Genomic DNA, 25,142 nt, shown 5'->3' on the forward strand with positions numbered 1-25,142 from the left:
GCGGACCGCAAGACGGTGCGGTACCGGTCCTGTCGTCCGCCGGACACGGCGTTGCGCGAGCGTCTGCGGGAACTGGCGACCGAGCGGCGGCGGTTCGGTTACCGTCGCTTGTTTGTGCTGCTGAGGCGCGAGGGCGAGGCATCGGGCAAGAACCGCATCTACCGCCTGTATCGCGAGGAAGGGCTGACGGTGCGCAAGCGCCGGTCGCGCCGACGAGCGATCGGCACGCGGGCGCCGATCCTGATGGAGCACCGCGCCAACGCGCGCTGGTCGCTGGACTTCGTGCACGACCAGTTCACGGGCGGTCGTCGGTTCCGCATCCTGAATGTGGTCGACGACGTCACCCGCGAGTGCCTGGCGGCGATCCCGGACACCTCGATATCGGGGCGGCGGGTGGCGCGGGAACTGACGACGCTGATCGCGCGCCGAGGGCGGCCGGCGATGATCGTCAGCGACAACGGGACGGAGTTCACCTCGACCGCCATCCTGGCCTGGTCACAGGATCACGCCGTCGCTTGGCATTACATCGCGCCGGGCAAGCCGACGCAGAACGGCTTCGTCGAATCCTTCAACGGCCGGATGCGGGATGAACTGCTGAACGAGAGCCTGTTCTTCGACCTTGGCCACGCCCGCCAGAAGCTGGCGGCATGGACGGACGACTACAACCACAGCCGTCCGCACTCCTCGATCGGCTACCTCACCCCTGCGGCCTATGCCGCGAGCCTGACCGCAACAGGCCGACCCGCTGCGCGACTTGAAAGCTGCGCGGGACGGCCTGTTGCTCACACCGCGCTGAGAAGCGTAACAAACGCCAGGACTCAGGTCGCCGCTGGATGAAAACTCAGGGGCAGGTCACTCCCTCAATGGCGCGAGCCATCATGAAGAGGAGGAAGGGCAAAGTTCCAAACGGCAGAGGAAGAAGTCGAATCCTGTTGGCGCATCTCAAGCGAATCCTAAAGCTGGATCGTCTGCGGCTACGAGGTCCGAATGGCGCACGCGACGAGTTCCACCGCGCAACGACAGCTCAGAACCTTCGCAGGATGGCCAAGCTCATCCCGGTGCCAGGGCTGAAGGCAGCCTGACAGAAGCCGACGACCCGATTTCAATCCGTCCAGACATCACCGTCAATCGCCATCGCCCGACCGCGACTTCCTCAACGGTCTCGGCGCAAGGCAGACTGGCTGGAGCCGCCCAAGGTCAACGGGACCGACGAGCCTTCTTCTGCTTGCTTGGCTTGTCTTGCAGGTAAGGGGAGAGATCGACACCGGGGAAGGAGAGGTGGTCGATAACTGCAGATTCCTCGGGCTCGGGTTTGGGGCTTCCATAGTAGCCCTGAGCCCCTTGGATCTTATGTCCCATCAGTCTGTCTTTCGTTCTGTCCGGCACTGCTGCACGGGTGCAGGCCGCAGAAAAACAATGGCGGAAGCTGTAGAAGGTGTAATCCGGACCCCGGATCTTCAATTTGTGGATACCGCGGTTCAGACGCTTTCCAACAGCACCCGAGTAGTAGCCCCACTGGTCAGCCTCCAGGTTCTGAAACAGCCTTCCGCCTCCTTTGCGACGGAGTTCTACGAAGTCCAGAAATCCGATTCGGATAAGCTCGTCGTGGATTGGGACCAGCCTGCGAGCTGCTGCCGACTTCAGCTTGAGGCGCTTTGGTCGGAGTCGGCTCTCTGTTTCAGTCAGTAGGTCCAGGTGGAAGCGCTGGTTATGCAGACGCACGTGTTCAGCGGTGAGCTGGCAAAGTTCGTTCAGTCGCGCGCCCGTATAGAGGGCAAGGACTGGGAGCCAGTACATCTCAGATGCCGGAGAAAACCGGGCGAACAGCTGAAAGATAAGGTTGATCTGCTCAACATTGAAGGGGAGGCGTGACTCGTCGTCTCTCTCATAACGATTGGCTTCACGCGTCCGCCTGGAAACAATGCCTCTTGCAGGATTTATTTCTATCATGCCGCGATTCTTGAAGAACTCGAACATGGTCTTCACAGGGCTCAAGTAGGCGTCATCGACCGTCCCGGGTTTGATGACATTGACCGCTGGCGCGCCCTTCCGCTCGCGGCGTTCATTCTCTGCATCCGCAATTGCCACTGCGGACTTCAGGTCTGTCATGGCTCCGTGCTTTTGCAGAGCATGGGCTGGTGTCCGATCCAGGAGATCCCGAAACCCTTCAACATCGCCCGCGCTGTAGTCCCGCAACGGCTTGTCGCCCACCGTCAGGTAGAAGAGCTTCAACTTCGTCGGATAGACGGTGGCGTGCTTCGAGCCAGGGCCAAGATCGGCAGTTTTCCATTCCAAAAAGTCGTTGACCGCGTCTGACAGCAGCCGACCCGACCATCGTGTCCGATGAGCGTTCTGGATCTGCACAGATAGCCGCTGCTCAAGTTCGACCAGTGTCGCCGGGAAATCCGGGGCAGATGCCTCTTTTTGTCTGAGGAACTCCGGCAGCTTCTGAAGAATCGAGCTGACGATGCTCAGCTCTGCTGTTGCGGGACCGAGCTTCTCCCTGATGAGCCGACCCATGGCATCCACATCGCGCCCGTGGGCAATAAGGCCTTTCAGCTCTGCTGTCCTGACGCATATGTCGGCGATCTCACGCTCTTGTTCGATCACTTCCAGAGCTGTTTGCCGCATCTTACGGTTTAGAACACGCTCTGGATGTTCGGGATCCTCCAGCTGCGCTGCAGCCAGCATCTCCTCCCAGCTCTCCATCTCCACTGCCATCCGTCGCGCCTGAGCCGGATTACAAGTTCTAAGGGAGATGCGAACATCTCCACAACCTTTGCGGAAACGGAGGTTAACGGGGAGGGCGCGTCGAAACCAGAAGACCTCTCCACGCCGCCAGAAATAATCCGCTCCCATGCCTGCTCCTGTGACATCGAGCTGTGACAGCGAGGCGGAGAAAAACGCGATTTTCTGCGCTAACATCAATGACTTAGCGTGGCGGATGGGGTGGGATTCGAACCCACGGTACGGTCTCCCGTACGCCGGTTTTCAAGACCGGTGCCTTAAACCGCTCGGCCACCCATCCGGAGGCAGTCTTTTGGCGCGAAAGGGACGGGAAAAGCAAGGGCCGCGTTTCTGCAACAGCGACGCGGAATCAGCATTTCTGAACAGCTTCGATCGCCGTTAACCATTGCCTTTCAGCCTTCGGTAATCATCCGATTTCCACAGCGAGTCTCTAAAGGGTTTCCAAATCGCCAAAGTTAGGCCAATATCAGGCTAGCTTCTGCATTGGCGCGACGGGGACACACGATTTGACCGATCACCAATTCACGAGGAATCCGGGCCGTTTCGTAGGGCCCGTTGCACTTGCGACGTTGTGTAGTTTGGTTGCAGCCTGCGCTTCGCAGTCCGTGACTCAGAAGACGGCCCAACTCGATGACGGTCTGGGCGTTTCCGCCAGTCCCCGGGTGGTCGAATCCGGTCCAATCCCGAAGGGCGGCGGTCGTTACCAGCTTGGCGGGCCGTACAAGGTTGCCGGCCGCTGGTACAAGCCCAAGGAAGATCCGGACTTCGACAGATCCGGCCTCGCTTCCTGGTACGGATCCGATTTCCATGGTCGCCGCACGGCCAATGGCGAAGTATACGACGTCGGCAGCATCACGGCCGCCAGCCCGACCCTGCCGCTGCCGAGCTATGTGCGAGTTACGAACCTCCAGAACCATCGTTCGTTGCTGGTTCGCGTAAACGACCGCGGCCCGTATCACAGCAACCGGCTGATCGACGTGTCCGAGCGGGCGGCCGATCTGCTCGCTTTCAAGGGTGCCGGCACGGCTTCGGTCCGGGTCCAGTTCGTCAAGAAAGCGCCGCTTGAGGGAAACGACGAGAAGTTCCTGATGGCTTCGCTCCAGACCGATACCGGAACGCCCGCCAAGGCTCCGGCTGTGATGCTGGCCTCTGTCGAGCCGCATAAGCCGGTCCCGGCGGCACGTTCCGAATCTCGCCAGATGGTCGCACAGGCCGACATCGGGGCGGACGCGGACAGCTCTGCGGAGCAGCCGCTGGCCTACGCCTCCACGTCCCGGCTTCCTGCTTCCCGCCCGGTTCTCGTGAAGCCGCACGATTCAAGCTCCGCCCAGCGCGCGACCGTCGCCGTCGCCCATGGTTCCAGGCCGGGGAAATCGCCTGCTCCGGTGCGCCTTGCTTCACTGCAGGGCATGACCGGTTCCGCACCGGTCGAGCAGGCCACCTTCCAGCGGCCGCTCGATGTCTCGAAGTCCGAGGCGCCAGTCTCGAAGGTTGAGTCTCCGGTCCAGGCATCGGCGGGGGCGGAGCGGAACGAGACCGAGGCTAACGACCGCGTTGCCGCCGCTTTCGGCTCGTTCGACTGAACAGGCCCACGTGAGGCCTGCCTCGGCCTCGCAGCCACTTCTTGTTGAGGAGGTGGCACAAATCAGGCGTAACGGTTGATTCTGCGGATCGCGACGGGCAAGGTGACGACTGCTCACCATCCGGAGTCGGTCCTATGTTCCTGATCCGGCGGATCCTTGTTTCGGCCTCGCTCGCCATCCTGTCGCTGGCGACCCTCGACGGCGCAGCCCTTGCGCAGTCTTTCGACACCAAGGCGCCCTATGCCGTCCTGATGGACTACGGCAGCGGCACGATTCTCTTCGACAAGGCCGGCGAAGACCGCATGGCTCCCGCATCCATGGGCAAGCTGATGACGGCCGAGTACGTCTTTCATCAACTTCAGACGCATGCGCTGTCGATGGATGACGAGTTTACCATCTCCGAAAACGCCTGGCGGAAGGGGGGCGCTTCCACCGACGGCTCGACGATGTTCGCAAAGCTGAATTCGCGTGTGGCCGTTCATGATCTCCTGCGCGGGCTGCTGGTCCAGTCCGGCAACGATGCGGCGATCGCCTTCGCGGAAGGGATCGCGGGTTCCGAGATCGCCTTTGCCGACCGGCTGAACCAGCGGGCCAAGGAAATCGGGCTGTCGCATTCGCATTTCGCCAATGCGACGGGGCTGCCGGATTCGGATGAATACGTGACGGCGCACGACCTCGCGCTGCTGGCGCGCCACATCATCCAGACCTATCCCGACTATTATCCGATCTTCGCCGAGCCGCAGTTCACCTGGAACAAGATCACCCAGCGTAATCGCAATCCGCTTTTGTCATTGGGCGTGGGCGCCGACGGACTGAAGACCGGTGCCACCAAGGAGTCCGGCTACGGACTGGTTGGATCGGCTGTCGCCAACAGCCAGCGCCTTATTGTGGTGGTGAACGGGCTGAAGTCGATGAAGGAGCGCGAGGCGGAATCGCGCAACGTTCTGGAATGGGGTTTCCGTTCGTTCCGGCAGATTACCGCCTTCAAGGACGGCGAGACCGTGACCGACGCCAAGGTCTTCGGTGGCGTGACGGGCAGCGTGCCGCTGCAGGCCAAGGGCGCGGTGACGATGCTGATCCAGCGCTCGTCGCAGAGCAGCCTCAAGGCGCAGGCGATCTATCAGGGGCCGCTGAAGGCGCCGGTCGGTGCCGGAGCCAAGGTCGGTGTGCTTCGCGTGACCGACGGAGACAAGGTCATCCAGGAAACGCCGCTCTTTACGACCGAAGCTGTCGCGCAGGGCTCGTTGAAGGACCGGGCGATCAGCGCTCTGGACCAGTTGCTGCTCGGCTGGCTGTGACGTCCGAAGAAGGCCAGCGGGGCCGGTTCATCACGCTGGAAGGCGGGGAGGGCGCGGGAAAATCCACGCAGGCGCAGCTACTCCAGCAATGGCTTGGTTCGCGCGGGGTTCAGGTCGTGCGCACGCGCGAGCCGGGTGGGAGTCCCGATGCGGAGGCGATGCGGCGGCTGCTCCTGGGCGGTCGCGCCGCGCCGTTCGGTCCGGCTGCCGAAGCCCTGCTTTTCGCCGTGGCGCGCGCCGACCATGTGGCCGTGACAATCGCCCCGGCGCTGCGGGCTGGGCAGTGGGTCGTCTGCGACCGTTTCATGGACTCCACCCGCGCCTATCAGGGCAGTTCGCAGGTCTCCGGACAGGAACTCGACCGGCTGGAGCGGATCGCGGTCGGCGATCTCAGGCCGGATCTCACCCTGATTCTCGATCTCCCCGCCAGCGAGGGCCTTCGCCGCGCGGGCGAGCGGCGGCAGCCCGCAGACCGATTCGAGCGGGACAGTCTTACCGTGCACGAGGCACGCCGGGCCGCGTTCCTGGCAATCGCAGCCGCGGAACCGACCCGGTGCGCGGTGATCGACGCCAGTCTCACGCCTGAGGAGGTCGCGCGGGCGATCGTCAGCCAGGTCTCGAGCCGGCTCGGCGCCATGCTGCCGGAGCCCGCCTGAGCCATGGCGAGAGCTCCGAAACAGGCTGAGGACCGGCTGCTGGTCGATGCCATCGAGGGCGTACGGTTGCCGAGGGAGAATCCGCTCCTGTTCGGTCATGGCGCGATGGAGCAAGCGCTGCTGGATGCGTATCGCTCCGGGCGCATGCACCATGCCTGGTTGCTGGCCGGCGACCGGGGAATCGGCAAGGCCACGCTGGCCTTCCGCTTCGCCCGCTTCGCGCTTGCTCATCCCGATGCCCGGGATCCCGCTCTGGCCTCCCTGGGCGATCTCGCCGTTTCCGCCGATCACCCGGTGGCGCGACGCATCGCCAACGGCTCGCATCCGAACCTGCTGCATCTACAGCGCGACTGGGACGACCGCGGCAAGCGCTTCCGCACGGAATTGTCGGTCGATGTAGTCCGCCGCATCGTTCCGTTTCTGGGGACGACCGCAGGCGAGGGCGGTTGGCGCTTCGTGCTGGTGGACCCCGCCGACGACATGAACCGCAGCGCCGCGAACGCGCTTCTGAAGGCACTGGAGGAGCCGCCGCCGCGCACGATCTTCTTCCTGATGGCAGAGACGCCCGGACGGTTGCTGCCGACGATCCTGTCGCGCTGTCGCGTTCTTCGCATGCCATCTCTTGCGGATGGCGCCGTCGAGCGCGTGCTCCGGGACGTCGACCCCGCTTCTTTGCGCTCCGGGCAGGAGCATGAAGTCGCGCTGAAACTCGCGGAGGGAAGTCCGCGCCGCTACATCGAACTGGTGCGCGAGGATGGGCTCGCCCTGCAGCATCTCCTTTCGGAGACGCTGGCCAGCGGGCACCCCAGAATGATGCTGAAGCTCGCCGATCTCGTCGGCCAGACGGGCAGCGGGCTCCTGCCGCGCTTCATGGATCTGTATTCAGGCTATCTTCATCGCCGCATTCGCGGTGAGGCCGAGCCCGGCGCGTCTGTCGATCCGCCGATGCTGCCGATTGTCATCTGGGCGGAGCTATGGGAAAAGGCGGCCCGGTCCGCCGCTGAGGTGGACACCTACAATCTCGACGTCAGGCAGTTCGTCCTTGACGTGCTGGAGACGACGGCGGAGGCGATCCGCCGGCCCGTATCCCACGGCGTCGCCTAAACGGTTCAGGTATTTGCGATGAGCGACACGCCGACTTTCTACATCACGACCGCCATCGCTTATCCCAACGGCGTTCCCCATATCGGCCATGCCTACGAGATGATCGCGACGGACACGATCGCGCGCTTCCAGCGGCTCGACGGCTACGACGTGCGCTTTCTGACGGGCACGGACGAGCACGGCATCAAGATGCTGCAGACTGCTCGTGCGCAGGGCCTGACCGCGCGTGAGCTTGCGGACCGGAACTCGGAGCGTTTCCGTGAGATGGCGCAGGTGCTCGGCGCCTCCAACGACGACTTCATCCGCACCACCGACGAGCGCCACTACGCGGCCAGCCAGGCGATCTGGAAGCGGATGCAGGACGCCGGCGACATCTACAAGGGCGGTTATTCCGGCTGGTATTCGGTTCGGGACGAAGCCTATTACGGGGAGGACGAGACCGAGGTCCGTGCGGACGGTGTACGCTACGGACCTCAGGGAACCCCCGTCGAGTGGGTCGAGGAGGAGAGCTATTTCTTTCGGCTCTCGGACTTTGCCGAGCGACTGCTGAAGCACTACGAGGAGCATCCGGAGTTCATCGGCCCGCAGGAGCGCCGCAACGAGGTGATGAGCTTCGTCAAAGGCGGCCTCAGGGACCTTTCGATCTCGCGAACCACGTTCGACTGGGGCATCCCCGTTCCGGGCGACGAGAAGCATGTGATGTATGTGTGGGTGGATGCGCTCACGAACTACATTACCGCACTCGGCTATCCCGATGAATTATCTGATCTTTGGCGTTATTGGCCTGCCAATCTCCATGTGATCGGCAAGGATATCGTCCGCTTCCACGCGGTCTACTGGCCGGCCTTCCTGATGTCGGCCGGATTGCCGCTTCCGCAGCGTGTCTTCGCGCATGGATTCCTCTTCAATCGCGGGGAGAAGATGTCGAAGTCGGTCGGCAACGTGATCGACCCCTTCGCCATCACCGAGCATTACGGGCTGGACCCGGTCCGCTACTTCCTGCTGCGCGAAGTCGCCTTCGGGCAGGACGGCTCCTATAGCCACGAAGCGATCGCCAACCGCATCAATGCCGATCTCGCTAACGGGATCGGCAATCTCGCGCAGCGCTCGCTGTCGATGATCGCCAAGAACCTCGGCGGTATCGTGCCGGAGCCCGGCGCCTTCACGCCCGAGGACGAGGCGATGCTCGCGTCCACCGATGCGCTTCTCGAGATTGCCCGCGCAGAGATGAAGACGCAGGCGATCCACGCCATGCTGAACGCGATCTGGCAGGTCGTGGCCGAGGCCGACCGCTACTTCGCCGGACAGGCGCCCTGGGCTCTTCGCAAGACCGATCCGGCCCGCATGGCGACCGTCCTCTACGTGACAGCGGAGGTCGTCCGCCAGATCGGCATCCTGATCCAGCCGGTGATGCCGGGCTCCGCCGGCAAGTTGCTCGATCTGCTCGCCGTGCCGGAGGAGAAGCGCGGCTTTGCGGAACTCGGTGCCGCCGGCCGACTTTCGTCCGGAACCGTGCTCCCCGCGCCGCAGGGCGTCTTCCCGCGCTATGTCGAGCCTGAAACGGCGGAGAAGGAAGGCTGATGCTGGTCGACAGCCACTGCCATCTGGATTTCCCGGACTTCGCGACGGAGCTCGACGACGTCGTCCGTCGCGCCGGCTACGCGGGCGTCCGGCGACTGGTCACGATCTCCACGCGCGTTCGCGAGTTCGACAAGATCCGCGCGATCGCCGAGCGGTTTCCGAATGTCTGGTGCTCGGTCGGCACGCATCCTCAGAATGCCCATGAGGAACTCGACATAACCGTCGACGATCTCGTGCGTTTATCCGAACACCCGAAGGTCGTCGCGATCGGGGAGGCGGGGCTCGACTATCATTACGATACGTCGCCGCGAGAAGCTCAGGAGCAGGGCTTCCGGACCCATATCGCGGCTGCCCGCACCACCGGGTTGCCACTAGTGATCCATGCCCGCAGTGCCGACGAGGACATGATCTCGATCCTGCGCGAGGAGACGGCGGCCGGCGCATTCCCGGCCGTGCTGCACTGCTTCTCCTCCGGCCGCGCCCTGGCCGAAGCGGGAATCGCTCTCGGGCTCTATGTTTCGTTTTCCGGCATCCTGACGTTCCGCAACTCGCCCGAGATCCGGGCCATCGCCAAGGACATGCCGTCCGACCGCATCCTGGTCGAGACAGACGCGCCGTTCCTCGCGCCCGTGCCGCATCGTGGCAAGCGGAACGAGCCGGCCTTCACGCGGGAAACCGCGAAGGTGCTGGCGGAAACGCGGGGCGTCTCGCTGGAAGAGATCGCGAGCCAGACGACCGAGAACTTCCTGCGTCTCTTTTCCAAGGTCCCTGCGGAAGAAGCCTGAGCATGTCCCACAGCCTCAAGGTCACCGTTCTAGGTTGCGGCTCGTCTCCGGGCGTGCCGCGCATCGGTGGCGACTGGGGGGCGTGCGATCCGGAAAACCCGAAGAACCGCCGTCGGCGCTGCTCCATTCTCGTGCAGCGCGGGGAGGCGGGTGCCACGACCGACGTTCTGGTCGACACCAGCCCCGACCTGCGTGAGCAATCGATCAGCGCCAGCCTCGCGCGCATCGACGGGGTGCTCTACACGCACCCTCATGCCGACCATATCCACGGGATCGACGATCTCCGTGGCTTCGTTCTCAACATGCGCCAGCGTGTCGATATCCACGCCAACGATCTGACCATGGAACGGCTTGTCGAGGGGTTCGGCTATTGCTTCGAGACGCCGCCGGGAAGCGATTATCCGCCGATCCTGAACGCCCACCGCCTCGTTGCCGGTGAACCGGTCAGCGTGGTGGGGCCAGGGGGGTCGGTCACGGCGCTGCCGATCGAGCAGCAGCATGGCCGCATCAAGTCGCTGGCCTTTCGCTTTGGCCGCTTCGGCTATTCGTCCGACGTGAGCGATCTCGACGAGCGCGCGGCCGCGGAACTGCAGGGGCTCGACGTGTGGATCGTGGATGCGCTCCGCTACAAGCCGCATCCGAGCCACTTTTCCGTGGACGAGGCGCTGAGCTGGGCGGAGCGGCTGAAACCGAAACGCACGATCCTCACGCACATGCATGTGGATCTCGATTACGAGACGCTTCGCCGGAGCCTGCCGGAAGGCGTCGAGCCGGCCTATGACGGCATGAGTTTCGACGTGGAGGTGGACTGAGCGATGGCGAAATCGACGCGCGCGACGCTGGCACTCGACAAGGCGAAGATTGCGTACGAGACGCGCACCTACGAGTACGATCCGAACGTCGAGCGCATCGGGCTGCATGCGGCTGAAAGCATCGGCGCTTCCCCCGAAATCGTGTTGAAGACGCTGATGGCGCAGGTGGACGGCAGGACCGTTTGCGTCGTCGTTCCGTCCGACCGCGAGGTCAGCATGAGGAAGCTCGCGAGCGCCTTTGGCGGCAAGTCGGCGCAGATGATGAAGCCAGCCGATGCGGAGCGGAGCACCGGCTACCATGTCGGCGGGATCAGTCCGTTCGGACAGAAGCGGCAGGTCCCGACGGCCGTCGAGGCGGCGGCGCTCGAACACCCGCATGTCTTCATCAATGGCGGCCAGCGGGGCCTGCAGGTGCAGATCGACCCCGCGAGTGCGGTGGAAGCGCTCAAGGCGGTGGTCGCGGACCTCACCTGATCGCCGGTTCGACAGGAGCCGCTCTATACCGACGGATCTCCCGATCGCACCGCGTCGATCGGACCGGTGGACGGATCAGGCGATCTTCGGCTTGCGCCTGCGCGTGGCCGAAAGAACGAACGCCCCGGCGGCTACGCCGACCACGGCCCACTTCAACGGCAGCGCGTCGGCCGTCTCCTTGCGAATCGCGACGACAGCCACGGTGCCCGGACGCGTCTCATAGCCGATCTGCCCCCTGGATTTCGCCTCGGCGATCTGCTGCGGCGAGACCTCCCATTCCGCGCCTCGCGATTTGTCATAGGCCATGAAGGCGCCACCGACGATAACGGCTGCGACCAGGGCGATGGACAGGCGGGCGGCAAGTTTCATTACGGATACCTTAGACTCTGATGCCGAATGGATAGGGATTGCGAGCGCATCCGTCCACCCATGGAAAACCAACGGCTGGCCGATCATTCGAACCGGGAACCTTGATCCCGCCAGGCCGAAATGCCACGACGGCCCTGTAGCAGCGGCATCATCGGCTTCGACATCAAAGACGGATGAGGCGGTTTACCGGAGCAGATCGGGCGGCAAGCAACCGCTCTGATGAAATTGAAACGGGACGATACATGATACGGCAGTTCGCCTTGGGCCTCATGCTTCTTGGCACATCCACCTTCGTCGCCGGATGCGACGACCAGAACAAGAAAGAGCCTTCCCAGGCATCCGCGAAGATCACATCCAGCCAGGCCGAGATCGAGAAGTACAACGACTACATCGGCGTCGCCAACGATCTGACCCGGGGTTTCCGCGAGGCACTGGATAGCTATCGCGAGCGAATCGTGCCGAAACTCGCGACCGCGAAGCCGCTTAATGAATACTACGTCGAACAAGATAACCGGATCGACAGGCTCGCGAGCGAGCTGAAGGATGCCCTAGCGCTCGCCGCGCCGATTCCGGAGATCGATGCCGCAGCGCAATCTTTCAGGTCGGCGCTGGAACAGCTTTCGCCGATCAGCCACGAACTCTCCAATTACGCCGACTCGAAGGGGTATCTGGCGGACAAGGGCGACAAGGCACGGGCGAGAAACGCGGACTATCTTGCAGCCCTGACGGAGACAGCCCAGCAGGAAGCGGCGTTCATGGACGGGGTGGACAAGCGCGACCGGGTGCTGACGAAACGCCGCTTCGACGAGGCGCCAAAGGACACCGCCGCGTATTTCCGCGCGGGACTCATCTTCTACTCGAAGACTGCGATGGACGATGCGGCCAGGCTCTTCGGCGAGCCATCGTCGGAGGAACTCCGAAACACGTTCGAGACGGATATCAATCAGGTCAACGACGCAGCCAACAACTGGAATGCGAAGATGAAGGCCAGCGCCAACTGTAGCGGCATGATGAGCTCGATCAACTCGTTCCTGGCCCAAGGACGCACCGTGATAGAGAAGCTGCGCAATGGCAGCTACGAAGCGGAAGAGAAGCGCAAGAGCCCGCTGCCGGCGTCGCTTCGGCTGGGCACGCTGCAGGCCGGGGCGAAGGACCTCAATCAGCAGTTCAACAACATGATCAACAGCTTCAACAGGCCTTCCTGCTGAAATTCAGCGCGACGCCGACCGGAAGGCAGGCGTCGCGGAGCTAACGGAAAACGCCCCAAATGCCGGGCCGCAAGACAATCTGGTTCCATAATATATGTTATGCGAATGGCGGGTACCGGATAGGTCCCGAGGGATGCCCTCCCTCTCTCGGTTTGGAATTCCGGCTCGGCCATGGCAAGAGAGATCGACACCACGGAGCGCCAACGATGAATTCCAGCCGCGACATCAGCGATCTCATTGCGATCATGGCGAGGCTTCGGGATCCGCAATCCGGCTGCCCGTGGGACCTGAAGCAGGATTTCACATCCATCGCTCCCTATGCCATCGAGGAAGCGTATGAGGTCGTGGATGCGATCGAGCGGCAGGATTTCGACGACCTCTGCGACGAACTCGGCGATCTCCTGTTCCAGGTGGTCTTCCATGCGCGCATGGCAAGCGAGGCAGGACTTTTCGAGTTCGGCGATGTCGTCGAGGCGATCACTACCAAGATGATCCGCCGCCATCCTCACATCTTCGGTGGGCTGACGGCCGACGATGCGGACCACGTGAAGCGACGCTGGGACGAGATCAAGGCAACGGAGAAAGCCGACCGCGCTTCAAGGCGGCAGGATGCGTCGGGTGGAGCCCACCGCGAACCAGGTCTCCTTGATGATGTGCCGGTTGGCATGCCGGCGTTGACGCGGGCCGTGAAGTTGCAGAAGCGCGCCGGCAGCGTCGGCTTCGATTGGAACGATCCGCGCGCCGTTATCGCCAAGATCCGCGAGGAGCTGGACGAGTTCGAGGCCGAACTGCCGGAGAGCGGCAAGCCCTCGGTCGGGCAGCATGCGCGACAGCAGGATGAACTGGGCGATGTGCTTTTCGCCGTCGCGAACCTCGGCCGTCATCTGAAGATCGATCCGGAAGCCTCTCTAAGATCGACAAATTCCAAGTTTCTTCGCCGCTTCGGCTTCATCGAAACAGCGCTGCGGGAGCGAGGCCGCGCGCTTGGCGAGGCACCCTTGGACGAGATGGAAGCCCTCTGGATGGAGGCCAAGGCGGCAGAGGCGGGAAAGGCCTCCTAGCCGCTCGCCGCGTGGTGGCCTCAGGCCAACGCGGCGCCCTGCTGATCATCCGACAGGCCCGAGACCTCGGCGGAGGCTTGCGCCGCCCAGTGCAGGAAACTCTCGATCCGCTTTTCCGAAATCCGGACCTGGAACTCGGCGCTGCCATCATCCGGATCGTCGGTCCGGCCAAGCACTTCCGTGTGCTCGTAGAGCCATGAGCTTCCACCCATGCGGTTCGGTGCAAGGCGAACAGTCATGACGCGGCGGCCGCCGAACAGAATCTCGGTGATGCGGGAGAGCAGGGCGTCGATCCCCTCCCCGGTTACTGACGAAACCGCGACGGCCTTGACGCCGTCGCGCTCGGCGCGAAGTTCCACGGCGTGCAGCTGCTCGGGATCGAGCAGGTCCACCTTGTTCCAGACCTCCAGCATTTCCCGGTTTGCGCCGGGCATGATGCCGAGTTCCGCCAGCACATGCATGACATCGGCCGCCTGCGGCTCGCTTTCCGGCGTAGCGATATCGCGGACATGCAGGATGAGGTCGGCTTCCAGCACCTCTTCCAGCGTGGCGCGGAAGGCCGCAACCAGCGAGGTCGGCAGGTCGGAGATGAATCCCACGGTGTCGGAAAGGATGATCTCCTCGCCATGCGGCAGCTTCACGCGCCGAAGCGTCGGGTCCAGCGTTGCGAAAAGCATGTTCTTGGCGAGGATGCCGGCGCCGGTCAGGCGATTGAACAGTGTCGATTTGCCGGCATTGGTGTAGCCGACGAGCGCCACTGTCGGATGTTCGGAGCGCTTGCGCTGGGCGCGATGGACCGAACGCATGTTGCGCACGCCTTCAAGCAGCTTCTCGATCTGCTTGATGCGGCCCTGGATCTGCCGACGGTCCGCTTCGATCTGGGTCTCGCCGGGACCGCCCAGGAAGCCGAAGCCGCCGCGCTGGCGCTCAAGGTGAGTCCACGACCGCACCAGTCGGCTGCGCTGATAGTTCAGATGCGCGAGCTCAACCTGCAGGCGCCCTTCCCGGGTCTGCGCGCGGTCGCCGAAGATCTCGAGAATAAGGCTGGTGCGATCGACGACCTTGGCCGTCCACGCCTTTTCCAGGTTGCGCTGCTGCACGGGTGTAAGCGGATGATCAACCACGACGAGCGCCGCCTCGTGCGTCTTCACGAGCTCGGCGATTTCCTCGACCTTGCCGGTTCCGAGAAGTGTCGCCGGGAGCGCCTTGCGGACGGGGACGATCAGACGGTCCGCGATGACCAGCCCGATCGCCTCGGCGAGGCCCACAGCTTCCGTCAGTCGGTCGTCCCGGCCCCGGGAAAGGTCCGGCTCTCCGGCATTGTCGGTGTCGTTGCGGTTGGTGACCGGGAGTATCACGATCGCCACCGTCGGCTTCGCCGCGGTGGAGTGAGAGACCGCCCCGTTTGGGGAGCGGTCCATCTGAGCGTTCAGTTCAGTTTCGTCCGATTTCTGCAATCACTCACCCGAAACGTCTTGTTCGGGCTCGAACAGCTGCACCGGATGCGACGGCATCACTGTCGAGATGGCGTGCTTGTAGACGAGCTGGGAATGCCCGTCGCGGCGCAGAAGCAGACAGAAATTGTCGAACCAGGAAACAACGCCCTGGAGTTTCACGCCGTTGACGAGGAAAATCGTGAGGGGGATCTTCGCCTTGCGGACGTGGTTCAGGAACGTGTCCTGAAGATTGTGACTCTTTTCAGCCATTTTAGGATTTCGGCCCGGTCTTAGGTTATTATGAGGAAGCGACACTGCCCGTTTCCACCGGCGCTGTCACCCCCTTCGCACGTCTATGTGGTGTGCGAAAACGTTCAGTCCAGTTCAGCGACTTCGTGGAATGCGGCGCGGAGCCGCATCGCGATCGAGCCGGGTTTACCGTTCGCGACGGGCGAACCGTCGATCTCCACGATCGGCGTGATGATGGTCGTCGCGCCGGTGCTGAAGGCCTCCCGCGCCCGCTTGGCCTCATCGACGGTAAACTTGCGTTCCTCCACGCGAATGCCCTCGCGTTCCGCCACCCTGGTCGCGGTCATGCGGGTGATACCCGGCAGGATACCGGTGCCGTTCGGTCGCGTGACGAGCACGCCGTCCTGCGTCACGATCCAGGCCGTGGTGGAGGCCCCTTCCGTGACGAAACCGTCAGCGTCCACGAGCCACGCCTCTTTGGCGCCGGCTTCCCGGGCCTTGGTCTTGGCGATGGCGTTGGGCAGCAGACCGACGGTCTTGATGTCCACACGCTCCCAGCGATTGTCCGGCATGGTGATGACGGAGATGCCTTCCTCCGCCGTGTGCTCGTTCTTCTCGCGCGAGATGCTGCGCACCGTGGCGACCACCGCCGGACGGATATCGGCGGTCGGGAACGCATGATCGCGGCGCGCGACGCCGCGCGTAATCTGGAGGTAGACGAAGCCCTCGCGGACGCGGTTGCGCACGACCACTTCGTCCAGCACCATGCCGAGCGCCAGGCGCGACATGGGCGGCGTGATGGACAGCTCCCGCAGCGAACGCTCCAGCCGGTCCATATGCAGGCGCCGGTCGACCAGCCTGCCCTTCAGGATCTCGCACACCTCATAGACCCCGTCGGCGAACTGATAGCCGCGATCCTCGATGTGAACCTGGGCCTGGGCGTGCGGCACATAGCGGCCGTTCACGTAGGCAATGCGGGACATGACAGACCTTTCATCGCGCAATCACGCTGCTTTCCTGCGCCTCCGGCAGGGTGGATGCAACGCTCAAACAGAAGCGAGCGAGGCTCGGGGGCAGCCGGACGAGTCCGATCAGACGCCGAGGCTCTTGAGCTTGCGGTGCAAGGCGGAGCGCTCCATGCCGACGAACTCCGCCGTGCGCGAGATATTGCCGCTGAAGCGATTGATCTGCGCCTGCAGGTATTCGCGCTCGAACACCTCGCGCGCCTCGCGAAGCGGCAACGACATGATGTGCGTGGAGCCGTTGGTCGGGCTCGACGGCAGGATCTCACCGATCTCTGACGGCAGCATGTCGGCCGTGATCACCGCCTCGGGATCGCCGCGCGTCAGGATCATCAGCCGCTCGACATTGTTCCGGAGCTGCCGGAGGTTGCCCGGCCAGTCATGCGCCTGCAGCACGGCCATCGCGTCCTCGCCGATCTGGCGTACAGGCAGGCCGGTTGAGGAGGAAAGCTGGCCCATGAAGAGGGCGACGAGGTCAGGGATATCCTCCCGCCGCTCCGCCAGCGCCGGAACGCGCAGCGGCACGACGCTGAGGCGATGGAAAAGGTCCTCGCGGAACCGCCCTTCGGCGATCTCCGTCTCCATGTCGCGGGCCGTGGAGGACAGGATGCGCACATCCACCTTCACGCGGCCGGAGCCGCCGACACGCTCGAAAGTCTGGTCGAGCAGCACGCGCAGGATCTTGTTCTGCGTTTCGCGCGGCATGTCGGCGATCTCGTCGAGATAGAGCGTGCCGCCGTGCGCCTCTTCCAGCGCGCCGACCTTGCGGGCCGATCCGTTCACGGCTTCCGTGCCGAAGAGCTCGATCTCCATGCGCTCCGGCGTGATCGCCGCCGCGTTCAACACCACGAAGGGGCCGGATGCGCGGCTGGAAGCGGCATGGATGGTGCGGGCGACCTGCTCCTTGCCGGAGCCGGAGGCGCCGAAGATCATGATGCGGCTGTTTGTCGGCGCGGTGCGCTCGATCGTCTGCCGCAGCTGGCTCATGACGGTGGACGAGCCGACGAGCCCCTTGGTGTCGCCCGACCGCTGCTTGAGGTCGGCGATCTCGCGCTTCATCTTCGAGGCTTCGAGCGCGCGCTCGGCGACGAGGACCAGGCGGTCCGCCTTGAACGGCTTCTCGATGTAATCGTAGGCCCCGCGCTTGATGGCGGAGACGGCGGTCTCGACATTGCCATGGCCGGAGATCATCACGACCGGCATGTCCGGATGTTGCCGATGGATCTCGTCCAGCAGGGCAAGACCGTCCAGCCGGCTGCCCTGCAGCCAGATGTCGAGGAAAATGAGATTCGGCCGACGGTCGGCGATGACCTTCAGGGCGCTGTCGCTGTCCGATGCGGTTCGTGTCCCGTGACCTTCATCTTCCAGGATGCCGGCGACGATATCGCGGATATCCGCTTCGTCATCGACAACAAGGATATCGGTTGCCATTCCTAGATTTCCTCCGCGGTTCCGGAGCCTGTTCGGCTGGAACCAGCTTGCTCGATCGCGACGCCTTCAACCCCTTCGTGCTCGCCGCCGCTATGTGGAAATGTCAGTCGCACCATGGCACCGGTGCCACCATTGCTTACGGCCCGCGCATCCGTCAGCGCAATAGTGCCGCCCTGCTCTTCCATGATCTTCCGCACGATCGCGAGACCGAGACCGGTGCCTTTCTCGCGTGTCGTCATGTAGGGCTCCAGGAGCCTTTCCCGGTCCTCCACCGGCAGCCCCTTTCCGTCGTCCTCGACCTCGATCAGCGAACCCTCGTCGCTTTCCGAAACGTGGACGGAAATCACCCCGCCTCCGCCCGGCCGGTCGGCCGCCTCGATAGCCTCGGTCGCGTTCTTGACGATGTTCGTCAGCGCCTGCGTCATCAAGCGGCTGTCGATCAGCGCCAGCACCGGCTCCTCCGGCAGGTCAATGTCGAAACGGATGTTCGGGTTGCCGACTTCCTGCAGGAACACGGCTTCCTTCACGACTTCGCGCAGGTCGCGGCTTTCCATGATCGGCTTCGGCATCCGCGCGAAGGACGAGAACTCGTCCACCATGCGCCGGATATCGCCCACCTGCCGCACGATGGTGTCGGTGCACTGGTCGAAGACCCGTCGGTCGTCCTCCGCGATGCGCGGGCCGAACCGGCGGCGAAGGCGCTCGGCCGACAGCTGGATGGGGGTCAGCGGGTTCTTGATCTCGTGCGCGATGCGCCGCGCCACGTCGGCCCAGGCGGAACGGCGCTGCGCGGAAACAAGGTCGGTGATGTCATCGAGCGTGACCACCAGCCCGTCCATGCGGCCGCCCGATCGCTCCTGCGTCACCTGCACGTTGAAGGTGCGGTGGTCGCGCTCCTGCGCCACCTGGATCTGGCCGTGCGTCGTCCCCCTGCCGCGAGCTCGCGCCTCGTCCAGAATGGGTTCGAGTTCCGGGACCACATCGGCGAGCTTCGACTGGACGAGGGCATCTTCCTCCAGCTTCAGCGCATCCAGCGCCGAGCGATTGGCAAGCGTCACGACCATGTTGCTGTCGAGCCCGATCACACCGGCCGAAACGCCCGAAAGAACCGCCTCGGTGAAGCGGCGGCGCTCATCCATCTGCTGGTTTGCCGCGAGCAGGTCGTTGCGGTGCGACTTGAGCTCGCTGGTCATGGTGTTGAAGGTCGCGCCGAGCAGGCCGATGTCGCCGGCCGATGCCTTCACCGGCACATGCACGTCGAGATTGCCCTCCGAAATCTCGTCGGCCGCCGAGATCAGGCGGCGGATCGGCGCGACGAGGCTGTCGGCGAAGCTGATGCCGAGCCAGATCGCGGAAAGCAGCACGACCAGCGCCATGCCGACGAACAGGATCGCGAACGCGATCTGCACGCCGAAGCGGTTGGACTGGAGCTGCTGATATTCCGCGGCGTTCTCCTCCGTCAGGCGGAGATAACGCGTGACGCGGGCATCGATCGGACGCGCGAGATACAGATAGACGTCGTCGAACTTGGTGAGCTTGAGCACGCCGCCGATCAGGTTCGTGGTGCCCGGCGAGATCAGCGAGGGCTGGCCGTCCTCCGCCTCGGTGATCACGTTATCCGGCGGCGGCGGCACCTTGTAGTTGGTGCTCGTCTCGCCTTCCACGATGGTGCTTTTGTCGCGATGGATGAGCTGGATCGCGGACAGGCCGCGAAGCTGCGCCTGGTTGCTGAGATAAGCCGCCACGGCAAGCGAGTTGTTGTCGAGATTGGGCGTGACCCGGTTGAATTCGTTGGCAATGGCGAGGAGGTCGAGCGCGAGAACGCGGCTGTGCTCCTGCACATAGGCCTGCGACACCGTCCGGGACGTTTCGATGATCGCCTGCGTCCGCTCCGAGAACCAGCGGTCCAGCCCCTTGTCGAGTGTGATGGACGCGATCACCGCCATCAGGATCGCCGGCAGGGCCGCGATGATGGAAAACAGCGTCACGATACGGACATGGAGCCGGGCGGCCGCCCTGCCCCGGCGCCGCGCCAGCCAAAGCCCGACCGCCTCGTAGGCCACGACCGCGGTCAGCATCAGCACCACGGCGCCGTCGACCACAGCCGCCGTCTTGATGACGCTGGGCGACGGCTGGATGCGGGTTTCGCCGGTCAGCACCAGGAAGGACACGGTCGAGGTCGCCAGCGCCAGCAGCACCAGCAACAGGCCGACCTGACGCGACAGGCGGCGCCGGTCACGCGAGCCGGATGGCACCGTGCGCCCGAGCCGCTCGCCGGCTTCAGCGACCGTCATTGATCAAACCGCGAAGATGATTCATGCGTACAGGGTGCCTTGCGCGATGCGCCGATGCAACACTCGTGACTTAATTGCCACAATTAAGGCACGAATGAGGCTCCCGTGTGACCGTCAGATCCGGGCGTTCCTGCGCACCACCTGCACATCCAGATCCCGGATCTTCTTGCGAAGCGTGTTGCGGTTGACGCCCAGGAGTTCGGAAGCCTTGATCTGGTTGCCCCGCGTGGCCCCCAGCACCGCGCTGATCAGGGGCATCTCGATCTCGCGCAGGATGCGATGATAAAGTCCCGGCGGCGGAAGGCCTTCGCCGAAGCCGCTGAAATATCGGGTGAGGTAGCGTTCCACTGCGCCGCTCAGATCGTTCGGGTCGGGCACGTTGGAGGGAGCTTCCGCCTCCACGGTCGGCGCGAGCTCGCTTTCGATCAGGGCGGCCGAGATCCGCTCCTGCGGATAGAGCGCGGTGACGCGGCGGACGAGGTTCTCCAGTTCGCGCACGTTCCCGGGCCAGCGATAATGCTGCATCGCCTCGATGGCCCCAGGCTCGATCGTCTTGGCCGGCAGCCCTTCCTTTTCCGTGATCGCCAGAAAATGGCGCACGAGGTCAGGAATATCGTCGGCACGCTCGCGCAATGGCGGCAGCCGGATCGGCACCACGTTGAGGCGGAAGAACAGATCCTCGCGGAACAGCCCCTGCCGGATCAGCACGCGGAGGTCCTTGTTCGTCGCGGCGACGATCCTGACGTCGGTGCGGATCGGCGTGCGGCCGCCGACAGTCGTATATTCGCCCTGCTGCAGGACGCGAAGCAGGCGCGTCTGCGCGTCCATCGGCATGTCGCCGATCTCGTCGAGGAACAGCGTACCGCCTTCCGCCTGCTCGAAACGTCCGGCCGAGCGGGTTTGAGCGCCCGTGAAGGCGCCGCGTTCATGGCCGAAGAGTTCCGATTCGATCAGATCGCGCGGGATCGCCGCCATGTTCACCGCGACGAACGGACCCTTGCGGCGCTTGCCGTAATCGTGAAGCGCACGGGCGACGAGTTCCTTGCCCGTCCCGGATTCGCCGCTGATCATGACGGTGAGGTCCGTCTGCATCAGCCGGGCCAGCATCCGGTAGATGTCCTGCATGGCGGGCGAACGGCCGACGAGCGGGATCGCCTCACCGGTTTCGTCCTCGCGCCCCACGCGCTTCGGGCCACGCGGTTCCGCCCTCGCGCGCCCGACGACGGTGATCAGTTCCTTCAGGTCGAAGGGCTTGGGAAGATAGTCGTAGGCTCCCTTTTCGGAAGCCCGGATGGCGGTCATGAACGTGTTTTGCGCGCTCATCACGATGACCGGGAGGTCCGGACGCGTTCGCTTGATGCGGGGCAGCAGGTCGAAGACGTTCTCGTCCGGCATGACCACGTCCGTGATCACAACGTCGCCCTCTCCCTCCGCCACCCAGCGCCACAACGTGGCGGCGTTGGACGTCAGCCGGACGGAATAGCCCGCGCGTGACAGCGCCTGATTGAGAACCGTACGAATTGCCGCGTCGTCATCGGCGACCAGGATCGTTCCATTGCTCATCAAGAACTCACGTACTCGCGTTCTGCTCGCCCGTATGGGCCGGCATCAGGATGCGGAAGATGGTTCGTCCGGGCTGTGACTCGCACTCGATCACCCCGCCATGGTCGCCGATGATCTTGGCTACCAGAGCGAGCCCCAGACCCGACCCGTTCGTCTTGGACGTCACGAAGGGATCGAAGAGATACGGCATCATCTCCTCCGAGACCCCCGGCCCGTTGTCGATGATGGAGAACTCCAGCGGCAGGCTCACCTTCCGGCGCGTTCCCGCCATGGCAAGCCGGATGCCCGGGCGGAAGGCGGTGCGGAAGATGATCTCCGGATCTTCATGATTCGAAGTCGCTTCCGCCGCGTTCTTCACCAGGTTCAGGAACACCTGCACGAGTTGGTCCCGATTTGCGAAAGCCGGCGGCAGGGAGGGATCGTAATCCTCCACGAAGCGGACGTTCCGCGCAAAGCCGTTGCGGGCGATGGTCTTCACCCGCTCCAGCACGACGTGGATATTGACCGGCTCGCGCTCCACCGGACGCTCGTCGCCGAAGACTTCCATCCGGTCGACGAGACCGACGATCCGATCCGCCTCGTCGCAGATCAGCTGCGTCAGCGCCCGTCCGCTCTCGTCCGCATCGGTCTCTAGCAGTTGGGCCGCGCCCCGGATGCCCGAAAGCGGATTCTTGATCTCATGCGCCAGCATGGAGGCCAGCCCCGTCACCGTCCGGGCGGCGCCGCGATGCGTCAACTGTCGGTCGATCTTTTCCGTGACCGAGCGGGTCAGCAGCATGATCGCGACCGAGTCGGCGGGCTCCGCGACCGGCGACGCATAGACGTCGACGATCTTCTCCGCCCCGAGCCGCGGCGAACTGATGTCGATCCGGTATTCCGTCACGGCGGCCAGGCGCTCGCGGACCTGCTCCAGCAGACCGAAGAGCGGGCTGCCGAACGGGATGAAATAATCCAGCGTGTGCCGCGCCAGCATGGGAGCGCTGGACTGGAAGAAGATCTCCGCCGCCTGGTTGGCCCCCGCGATCCGATCCTCGCCGTCGACGACGATGACGGGATGCGGCAGCGCGTTGAGCACAGCGAGGGCCCCCGTATCGCCCAGCCTGGTTTCCGAAGCGATCATGCCGCGGCGCTTTCCGGAGCCGCGGAGAAGACCTCGCGCAGCGCCCGCTGCACGGCTTCGGCATCGCTGCTGGTCAGGATCATCGTTTTGAGCGCGCCCGACAGGGCCACTTCCGCCCGGTCCAGGTACCAGCCCAGATGCTTGCGCGCGATCCTCGTCCCCGCGAAGCGGCCGTAACAGGCCAGAATCATCTCGTAGTGCTCCAACATATGCTCCAGCAGAGCTTCTCCCCGCGGAGCCTCAGGCACCGCCCGGCCGGCCAGAACGGCCGCGGTCTGCCCCACGATCCATGGCTGCCCGTAGCTGCCTCGACCGATCATCACACCGTCGGCACCGGACCGTTCCAGCATGGCCGGAGCCGCAGACGGATCCGTGAGATCCCCATTGGCGACAACCGGGATGGAGACCGCGTCCTTGACGCGACGGATGGCTTCCCAGTCCGCCCGGCCGTTGTAGAACTGGCAGCGCGTGCGGCCGTGAACGGTGATCATCTGCGCGCCCAGATCTTCCGCCCGGCGAGCGAGTTCCGGGGCATTCAGGGATGTCTCGTCCCAGCCGAGCCGCATCTTCACCGTAACGGGAACCGACGCGGATTGAACAGTTGCATCAATGATATCGCAGGCGAGCTTCACATCGCGCATGAGGTGCGAACCGGCATAGCCGCTGGTCACCTTGCGCGCGGGGCAGCCCATGTTGATGTCGATGATCGCGGCCCCGACATGCTCCGCCACCTTGACGCCGACCCGCATCGCCTCGGGATCGCGACCGGAAAGCTGCACGACGTGCAGATCCAGCCCCTCGCCCTCCGACCGTAGCCGCGCTTCTTCGGAACCGATCGCCGCCGCTTCGCATGCCACCATCTCCGACACGACGACGCCCGCGCCGTAGCGAGCCGCCATGCGCCTGAACGGCAGATCCGAAACGCCTGACATCGGGGCGAGAAATGCCCGGTTCGGCAGCTTCACGCCGCCGATTGCAAGAACGTCGGACTGATGATCGCTGGAGTTGATCAAAACGTTGGCACGCCTTCTTCTGCACACATTCTAACCAGCGGCGTGACAGACGCAAGGGCAGACTAGGTCGATTTCGTATGCTAGGCACTGCGCGGAACGCGGGGTCCCATGCCTGAAAAAACATCTTCCCCTGAAATCGTCGCGCTGATTGTCGCCGCCGGGCGCGGGACGCGCTCCGGGCAGAGCCTGCCCAAGCAATATGTTCCAGTGGCCGGCAAGCCGCTGCTTCGTCGTACCATCGAAGCGCTGCAGGCGGAACAAAGGATTGGCACGATCGCCGTCGTCATCCATCCCGGCGACCGTTCGCTTTACGACGACGCCGTGGTCGGCCTCCGAGGGCTCCTCGATCCGGTTCCCGGCGGCGACACGCGGCAGGAATCCGTGCGGCTCGGACTTCAGGCGCTGAAGGCGGCCTCCCCGGACATCGTGCTCATTCACGACGCGGCGCGACCCTTCGTGGACGCGGCGACCACCGGCCGGGTGATCGACTCCTGCATCGCCGGCGAGGCCGCGATCGCGGCTTTGCCCGTCCACGAGACGCTCAAGCGTTCGGAAGACGGCGTCATCTCCGGCACCGTTTCCCGCGACGCGCTCTTCTCCGCCCAGACCCCTCAGGGCTTCCCCTTTGCCGCGATCCTCGACGCCCATGAGGAAGCCGCCCGGCGGGGCGAAACCTCCCTCACCGACGACGCGGCGGTCGCGGCCGTCGCAGGCCTTCCCGTCCGGATCGTTGCGGGCGATCCCGCAAACCTGAAACTGACAAGCGCCGCCGACTTCCGCGCGGCCGAGACAATGGTGGCCAGCCGCATGCAGATGGAAACCCGGACCGGTCAGGGCTTCGACGTCCACGCTTTCGCCCCCGGCGATTCCGTCATCATCTGCGGTGTCACAGTGCCCCATACCGCTCGTCTGGAGGGGCATTCCGACGCCGATGTCGGACTTCACGCCCTGACGGACGCCATCCTCGGAGCTCTTGCGGACGGCGATATCGGCCAGCACTTCCCGCCATCGGACCCGCAGTGGAAAGGCGCCTCCTCGGACCGCTTCCTGATCCACGCCGGCGATCTCGTTCGCAAGGCCGGCGGCCGCATCATCCATTGCGACGTGACGCTGATCTGCGAAGCGCCGAAGGTCGGGCCGCACTCCGTGAGGATGCGCGAGGCGGTCGCCGGCATGCTGGGGCTCGACGTCCGACGGGTCAGCGTCAAGGCGACAACCAGCGAGAAACTGGGCTTTACCGGCCGCCGCGAGGGTATCGCGTCCCTGGCAACGGCCACGATCGAGCTGCCCGCGCTCCCCTGAACCGGGGATGACCGCATCCCGCGATCACAGGAG

General features: G+C 64.2%; 22 protein-coding genes, 1 tRNA gene and 1 pseudogene. 13 read left to right on the plus strand and 11 right to left on the minus strand.

Going from position 1 to position 25,142, the window contains the following annotated elements; all coding sequences use genetic code 11:
* Together BMY25_RS16780 and BMY25_RS16785 are read left to right on the plus strand one after the other, a co-directional pair.
* The coding region (locus tag BMY25_RS16780; RefSeq protein WP_092498688.1) for an IS3 family transposase at positions 1-837 on the plus strand (837 nt) is incomplete at its 5' end.
* A gap of 92 nt (positions 838-929) precedes the next feature.
* A pseudogene (locus BMY25_RS16785) lies at positions 930-1,082 on the plus strand (IS5/IS1182 family transposase); the annotation flags it as partial.
* A 115-nt stretch (positions 1,083-1,197) separates the two neighbouring features.
* Here BMY25_RS16785 and BMY25_RS16790 read toward each other — a convergent pair.
* Both BMY25_RS16790 and BMY25_RS16795 read right to left on the minus strand, forming a co-directional pair.
* Positions 1,198-2,925 (minus strand): DUF6538 domain-containing protein, encoded by a 1,728-nt coding sequence (locus BMY25_RS16790; RefSeq protein ID WP_092498692.1) that lies wholly within the window; start codon positions 2,923-2,925, stop codon positions 1,198-1,200.
* Positions 2,926-2,938: 13 nt separating this feature from the next.
* Positions 2,939-3,028, minus strand: a tRNA-Ser gene (locus BMY25_RS16795).
* 325 nt (positions 3,029-3,353) lie between these two features.
* Between BMY25_RS16795 and BMY25_RS16800 the strand changes: the two genes are divergently transcribed.
* From BMY25_RS16800 to ybaK, 8 genes are all read left to right on the plus strand, one after another.
* A complete protein-coding gene (locus BMY25_RS16800) occupies positions 3,354-4,331 on the plus strand; it encodes a septal ring lytic transglycosylase RlpA family protein (protein WP_238858389.1) in 978 nt (325 codons plus the stop codon).
* Between the two features lie 134 nt (positions 4,332-4,465).
* The gene (locus BMY25_RS16805) at positions 4,466-5,629 is read left to right on the plus strand and encodes a D-alanyl-D-alanine carboxypeptidase family protein (RefSeq protein ID WP_092498696.1); all 1,164 of its coding nucleotides are present in this window, start codon (positions 4,466-4,468) and stop codon (positions 5,627-5,629) included.
* Complete coding sequence (gene tmk / locus BMY25_RS16810) at positions 5,626-6,285, plus strand: dTMP kinase (RefSeq protein ID WP_092498698.1); 660 nt, start codon at positions 5,626-5,628, stop codon at positions 6,283-6,285. Before BMY25_RS16805 ends, tmk begins: the two co-directional genes overlap by 4 nt.
* 3 nt (positions 6,286-6,288) lie before the next feature.
* On the plus strand, positions 6,289-7,389 hold the full coding sequence (locus tag BMY25_RS16815; protein WP_092498700.1) for a DNA polymerase III subunit delta': 1,101 nt from the start codon (positions 6,289-6,291) through the stop codon (positions 7,387-7,389).
* An 18-nt stretch (positions 7,390-7,407) separates the two neighbouring features.
* Entirely contained in the window at positions 7,408-8,970 is a 1,563-nt protein-coding gene (gene metG, locus BMY25_RS16820; RefSeq protein WP_092498702.1) for a methionine--tRNA ligase, read from the plus strand.
* Positions 8,970-9,755, plus strand: coding sequence for a TatD family hydrolase (locus BMY25_RS16825; RefSeq protein WP_092498704.1), 786 nt, complete (start codon positions 8,970-8,972; stop codon positions 9,753-9,755). Before metG ends, BMY25_RS16825 begins: the two co-directional genes overlap by 1 nt.
* 2 nt (positions 9,756-9,757) lie before the next feature.
* Positions 9,758-10,567 carry an MBL fold metallo-hydrolase gene (locus BMY25_RS16830; protein WP_092498706.1) on the plus strand — a complete coding sequence of 270 codons (810 nt, stop codon included), beginning with the start codon at positions 9,758-9,760 and terminating at the stop codon, positions 10,565-10,567.
* A gap of 3 nt (positions 10,568-10,570) precedes the next feature.
* Positions 10,571-11,041, plus strand: a complete 471-nt coding sequence (gene ybaK / locus BMY25_RS16835; RefSeq protein ID WP_092498708.1) for a Cys-tRNA(Pro) deacylase — start codon at positions 10,571-10,573, stop codon at positions 11,039-11,041.
* Between the two features lie 75 nt (positions 11,042-11,116).
* Here the strand turns inward: ybaK and BMY25_RS16840 are convergent, their stop codons facing one another.
* Positions 11,117-11,410: a hypothetical protein gene (locus BMY25_RS16840; RefSeq protein WP_092498710.1), complete on the minus strand. Its 294-nt coding sequence runs from the start codon at positions 11,408-11,410 to the stop codon at positions 11,117-11,119.
* 242 nt (positions 11,411-11,652) lie between these two features.
* Between BMY25_RS16840 and BMY25_RS16845 the strand changes: the two genes are divergently transcribed.
* Positions 11,653-12,618, plus strand: coding sequence for a DUF3829 domain-containing protein (locus BMY25_RS16845; protein WP_177176913.1), 966 nt, complete (start codon positions 11,653-11,655; stop codon positions 12,616-12,618).
* 206 nt (positions 12,619-12,824) lie between these two features.
* Positions 12,825-13,679 carry a nucleoside triphosphate pyrophosphohydrolase gene (gene mazG / locus BMY25_RS16850; protein ID WP_092498714.1) on the plus strand — a complete coding sequence of 285 codons (855 nt, stop codon included), beginning with the start codon at positions 12,825-12,827 and terminating at the stop codon, positions 13,677-13,679.
* Positions 13,680-13,699: 20 nt separating this feature from the next.
* On the opposite strand, the gene hflX is transcribed toward mazG, so the two are convergent.
* From hflX to dusB, 8 genes are all read right to left on the minus strand, one after another.
* On the minus strand, positions 13,700-15,100 hold the full coding sequence (gene hflX, locus BMY25_RS16855; RefSeq protein ID WP_092498837.1) for a GTPase HflX: 1,401 nt from the start codon (positions 15,098-15,100) through the stop codon (positions 13,700-13,702).
* Positions 15,101-15,136: 36 nt separating this feature from the next.
* Positions 15,137-15,385: an RNA chaperone Hfq gene (hfq, locus tag BMY25_RS16860; protein WP_092498716.1), complete on the minus strand. Its 249-nt coding sequence runs from the start codon at positions 15,383-15,385 to the stop codon at positions 15,137-15,139.
* Positions 15,386-15,489: 104 nt separating this feature from the next.
* Complete coding sequence (locus BMY25_RS16865) at positions 15,490-16,347, minus strand: D-amino-acid transaminase (RefSeq protein WP_092498717.1); 858 nt, start codon at positions 16,345-16,347, stop codon at positions 15,490-15,492.
* Positions 16,348-16,455: 108 nt separating this feature from the next.
* On the minus strand, positions 16,456-17,817 hold the full coding sequence (ntrX, locus tag BMY25_RS16870; protein WP_092498719.1) for a nitrogen assimilation response regulator NtrX: 1,362 nt from the start codon (positions 17,815-17,817) through the stop codon (positions 16,456-16,458).
* A 2-nt stretch (positions 17,818-17,819) separates the two neighbouring features.
* On the minus strand, positions 17,820-20,111 hold the full coding sequence (locus tag BMY25_RS16875; protein ID WP_092498721.1) for a sensor histidine kinase NtrY-like: 2,292 nt from the start codon (positions 20,109-20,111) through the stop codon (positions 17,820-17,822).
* A gap of 114 nt (positions 20,112-20,225) precedes the next feature.
* Positions 20,226-21,674, minus strand: a complete 1,449-nt coding sequence (gene ntrC, locus BMY25_RS16880; protein ID WP_092498723.1) for a nitrogen regulation protein NR(I) — start codon at positions 21,672-21,674, stop codon at positions 20,226-20,228.
* Between the two features lie 7 nt (positions 21,675-21,681).
* Positions 21,682-22,794: a two-component system sensor histidine kinase NtrB gene (locus tag BMY25_RS16885; protein ID WP_092498725.1), complete on the minus strand. Its 1,113-nt coding sequence runs from the start codon at positions 22,792-22,794 to the stop codon at positions 21,682-21,684.
* Positions 22,791-23,807, minus strand: coding sequence for a tRNA dihydrouridine synthase DusB (gene dusB / locus BMY25_RS16890; protein WP_428976980.1), 1,017 nt, complete (start codon positions 23,805-23,807; stop codon positions 22,791-22,793). Before dusB ends, BMY25_RS16885 begins: the two co-directional genes overlap by 4 nt.
* A gap of 108 nt (positions 23,808-23,915) precedes the next feature.
* Here dusB and BMY25_RS16895 point away from each other — a divergent pair, with 108 nt between their 5' ends.
* A complete protein-coding gene (locus BMY25_RS16895) occupies positions 23,916-25,109 on the plus strand; it encodes a bifunctional 2-C-methyl-D-erythritol 4-phosphate cytidylyltransferase/2-C-methyl-D-erythritol 2,4-cyclodiphosphate synthase (protein WP_092498727.1) in 1,194 nt (397 codons plus the stop codon).
* Positions 25,110-25,142 lie beyond the last annotated feature (33 nt).

Origin of the sequence: Faunimonas pinastri, assembly GCF_900110915.1 — a bacterium.
In the GTDB taxonomy this organism is placed as follows: domain Bacteria; phylum Pseudomonadota; class Alphaproteobacteria; order Rhizobiales; family Afifellaceae; genus Faunimonas; species Faunimonas pinastri.

Excerpts from the sequence above, each read along its gene's own strand:
- BMY25_RS16790 (WP_092498692.1), bottom strand. The coding sequence starts at position 2,925 with ATGTTAGCGCAGAAAATCGCGTTTTTCTCCGCCTCGCTGTCACAGCTC.
- BMY25_RS16805 (WP_092498696.1), top strand. The coding sequence starts at position 4,466 with ATGTTCCTGATCCGGCGGATCCTTGTTTCGGCCTCGCTCGCCATCCTG.
- BMY25_RS16815 (WP_092498700.1), top strand. The coding sequence starts at position 6,289 with ATGGCGAGAGCTCCGAAACAGGCTGAGGACCGGCTGCTGGTCGATGCC.
- metG (WP_092498702.1), top strand. The coding sequence starts at position 7,408 with ATGAGCGACACGCCGACTTTCTACATCACGACCGCCATCGCTTATCCC.
- BMY25_RS16825 (WP_092498704.1), top strand. The coding sequence starts at position 8,970 with ATGCTGGTCGACAGCCACTGCCATCTGGATTTCCCGGACTTCGCGACG.
- BMY25_RS16830 (WP_092498706.1), top strand. The coding sequence starts at position 9,758 with ATGTCCCACAGCCTCAAGGTCACCGTTCTAGGTTGCGGCTCGTCTCCG.
- ybaK (WP_092498708.1), top strand. The coding sequence starts at position 10,571 with ATGGCGAAATCGACGCGCGCGACGCTGGCACTCGACAAGGCGAAGATT.
- BMY25_RS16840 (WP_092498710.1), bottom strand. The coding sequence starts at position 11,410 with ATGAAACTTGCCGCCCGCCTGTCCATCGCCCTGGTCGCAGCCGTTATC.
- BMY25_RS16845 (WP_177176913.1), top strand. The coding sequence starts at position 11,653 with ATGATACGGCAGTTCGCCTTGGGCCTCATGCTTCTTGGCACATCCACC.
- mazG (WP_092498714.1), top strand. The coding sequence starts at position 12,825 with ATGAATTCCAGCCGCGACATCAGCGATCTCATTGCGATCATGGCGAGG.
- hflX (WP_092498837.1), bottom strand. The coding sequence starts at position 15,100 with ATGGACCGCTCCCCAAACGGGGCGGTCTCTCACTCCACCGCGGCGAAG.
- hfq (WP_092498716.1), bottom strand. The coding sequence starts at position 15,385 with ATGGCTGAAAAGAGTCACAATCTTCAGGACACGTTCCTGAACCACGTC.
- BMY25_RS16865 (WP_092498717.1), bottom strand. The coding sequence starts at position 16,347 with ATGTCCCGCATTGCCTACGTGAACGGCCGCTATGTGCCGCACGCCCAG.
- ntrX (WP_092498719.1), bottom strand. The coding sequence starts at position 17,817 with ATGGCAACCGATATCCTTGTTGTCGATGACGAAGCGGATATCCGCGAT.
- BMY25_RS16875 (WP_092498721.1), bottom strand. The coding sequence starts at position 20,111 with ATGACGGTCGCTGAAGCCGGCGAGCGGCTCGGGCGCACGGTGCCATCC.
- ntrC (WP_092498723.1), bottom strand. The coding sequence starts at position 21,674 with ATGAGCAATGGAACGATCCTGGTCGCCGATGACGACGCGGCAATTCGT.
- BMY25_RS16885 (WP_092498725.1), bottom strand. The coding sequence starts at position 22,794 with ATGATCGCTTCGGAAACCAGGCTGGGCGATACGGGGGCCCTCGCTGTG.
- BMY25_RS16895 (WP_092498727.1), top strand. The coding sequence starts at position 23,916 with ATGCCTGAAAAAACATCTTCCCCTGAAATCGTCGCGCTGATTGTCGCC.